This window comes from Nitratidesulfovibrio oxamicus (genome assembly GCF_015731765.1).
GTDB classification, from domain to species: domain Bacteria; phylum Desulfobacterota; class Desulfovibrionia; order Desulfovibrionales; family Desulfovibrionaceae; genus Cupidesulfovibrio; species Cupidesulfovibrio oxamicus.
This window is the reverse complement of record NZ_VRYY01000312.1, coordinates 1-3,054: the sequence shown is the minus strand read 5'-3', so window position 1 is coordinate 3,054 and position 3,054 is coordinate 1. Positions and strand designations below refer to the sequence as shown.

The following is a 3,054-nucleotide window of genomic DNA, read 5'->3' as shown; positions in this document are numbered from 1 at the left end:
CACCGCGTCCCTCCCGCCCGCGCAGGCCGATACCCCCCGCGCGCTGTTCGCCCTGCATTGGCGGCGGCACGGACGACGGCCCACCCGACGATTCCTCCGACGGTCCCCGTGCCGGTCCGGACGACGCCATCCTGGCCTTCCTGCACGGTCGCCCCGGCGCCCATGTGGACGACATCTGCCGCGCGCTGTCCATGGGGGCGGCGGACGTGAGCTGCCGCCTTGTGTTGCTGGAGGTAAAGGGCGGGGTGCGCCGGTTGCCCGGCATGCGTTACGAGCGTATGTAGGAGGACTCGCTCCACGGATATAAACGGCGGGCAGGTGCCCAGCCGGAGAAGGATATGCAGAAGATACCGCTAGACCTCGCCGCGCCCGGCATGAAGCTGGCCAAACCCGTCACCAAGTCCGACGGGCTGGTGCTGGTGGGCGCGGGCGTTGAACTGACCACCACCATCCTGTCGCGCTTCCGCGCCAGCGGGGTGCAGTCGCTTACCGTGCAGGGCCGCCCCGTGGATCTGGGCGACGACGGCGGCAGCGACCTGGAACGCATCGCCGGGCGGCTGGACCACCTGTTCCGCAAGCACGGGCAGGACCGGTTCATGATCACCCTGCGCAACATGCTGCGCCGCTTCTTTGCCGAGCGTATCGCCGCCGCGAGGGCAGCGGAAGAAGCCGAGGCCGCCGCCATCGCCGCCGCGGCAGAGGCCGCACGCGAAGAGGCGGAAGCCCAGGCCGCGCAGAACCGCATCCCGCTGGTTGATGACGAGCCGGAAGGCGTGCCCGCCCGGCCCGAAGTGGTCAACGGCAACGGCGCGCCACGGGAGAACGGGCGATGAGCGAAGACCTGCGCACCATTTACAAGGGGCGTCTGCTGGCGGTGAAGGACCTGCCCACGCTCCCCACGGCGTTGCAGGAGGTCTCGCGCCTGCTGGAACTGCCCAACACCACCACCGACCAGGTGGCCAAGGTCATTTCCTTCGACCAGGTGCTGGCGGCCAAGGTGCTGAAGATGGTCAACTCTCCCATCTACGGCTTTCCGGGGCGCATCGGCACGGTAAAACACGCCCTGGTGCTGCTGGGGTTCAACGTCATCCGGGGGCTGATCATCTCCACCTCGGTCTATGACGACATGAACCGCGCCATGCGCGGCCTGTGGGACCACAGCGTGGGCTGCTCGCTGGCCTGCGGCGAACTGGCCCGTGCACTGGGCATGAAGGACCCGGAGGAATACGCCGTGGCCGGGCTGCTGCACGACCTGGGCAAGGTGGTGTCGGCCCTGCAACTGCCCGAGGCCAAGGCCAGGGTGGACGCGGTGGTGCAGGAACAGGACCTGCCGTACATCGACGCGGAAACGCAGGTGCTCGGCTTCGGGCATGACCGCATCAACGCCTGGCTGGCCGAACACTGGAACCTGCCCCCCGCCATCCGCGAGGGCATGGCCTTCCACCACAAGCCCATGAGCGCGCGCATCTACCCGCAGATGGCCTGCGTGGTGCATGTGGGCAACTTCATGGCCCGGCTGTTCGAGTACGGTTCCGGCGGGGACGACAACGTGCCGCAGCTTTCGCCGCACGCGCTGAAGCTGCTGGGCATGAACCAGAGCGCGCTGGAAGCCCTGCTGGACACCCTGTGCGAGAAGTTCGCCGATGCCGGGGAGCTGGGGTTTGCATGATTCCTGACGCTGCCGTGTCGCCAACGCAACCGCTTGCCCCATCGACGAGCCGATCGCCGCGCCTGATGAAGTACCGCGTGCTGCCCGCATGCCCGCTTCCGGTCCGCGCGTCATTGAGCACGTCATTGAGCACGCCATTGAGCGCATCATTGAGCACGTCATGGAGCGCGCCATGAGCACGCGCCCCTTGGGTTTCGGCGACACGGCTGCCGCAGGCGTACCGCGCTGCTGGCTGGTCACGGCGGACGGCTGTCTGACCGCCACCGTGCGCGCCCTGTGGGCGGCGGACGGCGGCCCGGAGGGACAGCGCACGGCATCTTCCCGCCCCATGGACTGGCGGGTGTTCGACAACGGGCGGGCCGTGCTGGAACAGTTCTTTCTCGATCCGCCGGACCTGCTGCTGGTTTCCGCCGCGCTTCCGGACATGTCGGGCGTGTCGCTGATCCAGTTGGTGAAGGGCGAGAACGTGTACCGCCAGGTGGCCACGCTGCTGGCCCTGAACGCCCCGGATGTTGCCGGGGTGGATTGGCAGGGCGTGGACGCCGACGATTTCATGGTGCTGCCCGCCGCGCCGGTCTCCGCAGAGGGTGCGGGGTGCATGCCCCTGCCGCCCCCGCTGTCCACGGAACTCGCGGCGCGCATCGAACTGGCCCTGACCCGCGCGGGCCGCGCCCTGGACGCCAGCCCCCTGACCAAGTTGCCGGGCAACACCTCGATCATCAAGTTCATTCAGGGGCTCATTGATCGGCGCATGGATTTCGCGCTGGCCTACGCGGATCTCGACAACTTCAAGGCCTTCAACGACAAGTACGGCTTTTCGCGCGGCGACGAGGTGCTCATGCTCACTGCGCGGCTCATCGCCACCACGGCGCGCGAGGTGCGCGGCCAACCCGCCTTCGTGGGGCATGTGGGCGGCGACGACTTCGTGTTCGTGACACCCGTGGACGAGGCGGAAGACGCCTGCCGCCGCGTGGTGGGGGCCTTCGACGCCATCGTGCCCGGCTTTTACGACGCGGACGACCGCGAGCGCGGGGCCATCGTGGCCCACGACCGGCAGGGGCAGGTGCGCACCTTTCCGCTGATGGCCGTATCCATCGCCGTGGTATGCAACCGGCCCGGCGACGGGCTTTCGCTGGCCCACTACGGCGAGGCGTCGTACCGGGCCAGCCAGGTGAAAAAGCTGGCCAAGGACAGGACGGGCAGTTGCTATGTCTTCGACCGGCGACAGGCGTGAGCGGGGCGGGCGCGGCGCATCCGGCGTATCCGGCGCATCCGGCGTATCCGGCGTATCCGGCGCATCCGGCGTATCCGGCGTATCCGGCGCATCCGGCGTATTCGGGGCGGCTGTCGGCGGGGCGGATGCCCCGGCTGGCCGTGCCACGCCG

Annotated in this window: 4 protein-coding genes; all 4 read left to right on the top strand. The window is 68.8% G+C overall.

Going from position 1 to position 3,054, the window contains the following annotated elements; all coding sequences use genetic code 11:
• On the top strand, positions 1 to 284 hold a 284-nt coding region (locus FVW20_RS10995; protein WP_504739154.1), incomplete at its 5' end, for a DprA-like winged helix domain-containing protein.
• A gap of 54 nt (positions 285 to 338) precedes the next feature.
• Positions 339 to 833: a hypothetical protein gene (locus tag FVW20_RS10990; RefSeq protein ID WP_196609597.1), complete on the top strand. Its 495-nt coding sequence runs from the start codon at positions 339 to 341 to the stop codon at positions 831 to 833.
• Entirely contained in the window at positions 830 to 1,669 is an 840-nt protein-coding gene (locus FVW20_RS10985) for an HDOD domain-containing protein (RefSeq protein ID WP_196609595.1), read from the top strand. Before FVW20_RS10990 ends, FVW20_RS10985 begins: the two co-directional genes overlap by 4 nt.
• 172 nt (positions 1,670 to 1,841) lie before the next feature.
• Positions 1,842 to 2,903 carry a diguanylate cyclase gene (locus tag FVW20_RS10980; protein WP_196609593.1) on the top strand — a complete coding sequence of 354 codons (1,062 nt, stop codon included), beginning with the start codon at positions 1,842 to 1,844 and terminating at the stop codon, positions 2,901 to 2,903.
• Positions 2,904 to 3,054 lie beyond the last annotated feature (151 nt).

What these genes read in the sequence shown, in the direction of transcription:
- FVW20_RS10990 (WP_196609597.1), top strand. Translation starts at nt 339, where the DNA reads ATGCAGAAGATACCGCTAGACCTCGCCGCGCCCGGCATGAAGCTGGCC.
- FVW20_RS10985 (WP_196609595.1), top strand. Translation starts at nt 830, where the DNA reads ATGAGCGAAGACCTGCGCACCATTTACAAGGGGCGTCTGCTGGCGGTG.
- FVW20_RS10980 (WP_196609593.1), top strand. Translation starts at nt 1,842, where the DNA reads ATGAGCACGCGCCCCTTGGGTTTCGGCGACACGGCTGCCGCAGGCGTA.